At 71.0% G+C, this 355-nt stretch carries 1 protein-coding gene; it reads right to left on the minus strand.

The features are described from left to right. The coding region (locus KI686_RS17465; RefSeq protein WP_237590318.1) for an NAD(P)/FAD-dependent oxidoreductase at window positions 1-355 on the minus strand (355 nt) is incomplete at both ends.

The raw sequence follows: 355 nt of genomic DNA on the forward strand, positions 1-355 counted from the left end.
TGGGTCCAGGTGAGGATGCGCTCCCCGTCGGGCTTCGCGGAATCGAGCTCGCGCGGCGATGCGCCCACCGAGACGACGATGGTATCGGCCTCGATGCGGTCGAAGTCCGTGCCTCCAGGCCCGGTGGCCACGACGATCGCGTTCGGGCCCTCCAGGCGGCCGTGGCCGGAGAGGATGCGCACGCCGGCCTCGAGCAGCGTGGCGCGCATGTCCTCGGACTGCTGTCCGGCCAGCGCCACCAGGCGCTTGTTGACGGCGGCGAGGTTGATGGCGATCTCGGGCTTGAGCGGCTTGCCGTGCGCACCCTTCGCGTAGAACTGCACGCCCAGGTCGCTGGCCTCGGAGATCGCGACGG

Source organism: Polaribacter sargassicola, assembly GCF_021991835.1.
Lineage (GTDB): Bacteria > Bacteroidota > Bacteroidia > Flavobacteriales > Flavobacteriaceae > Polaribacter > Polaribacter sargassicola.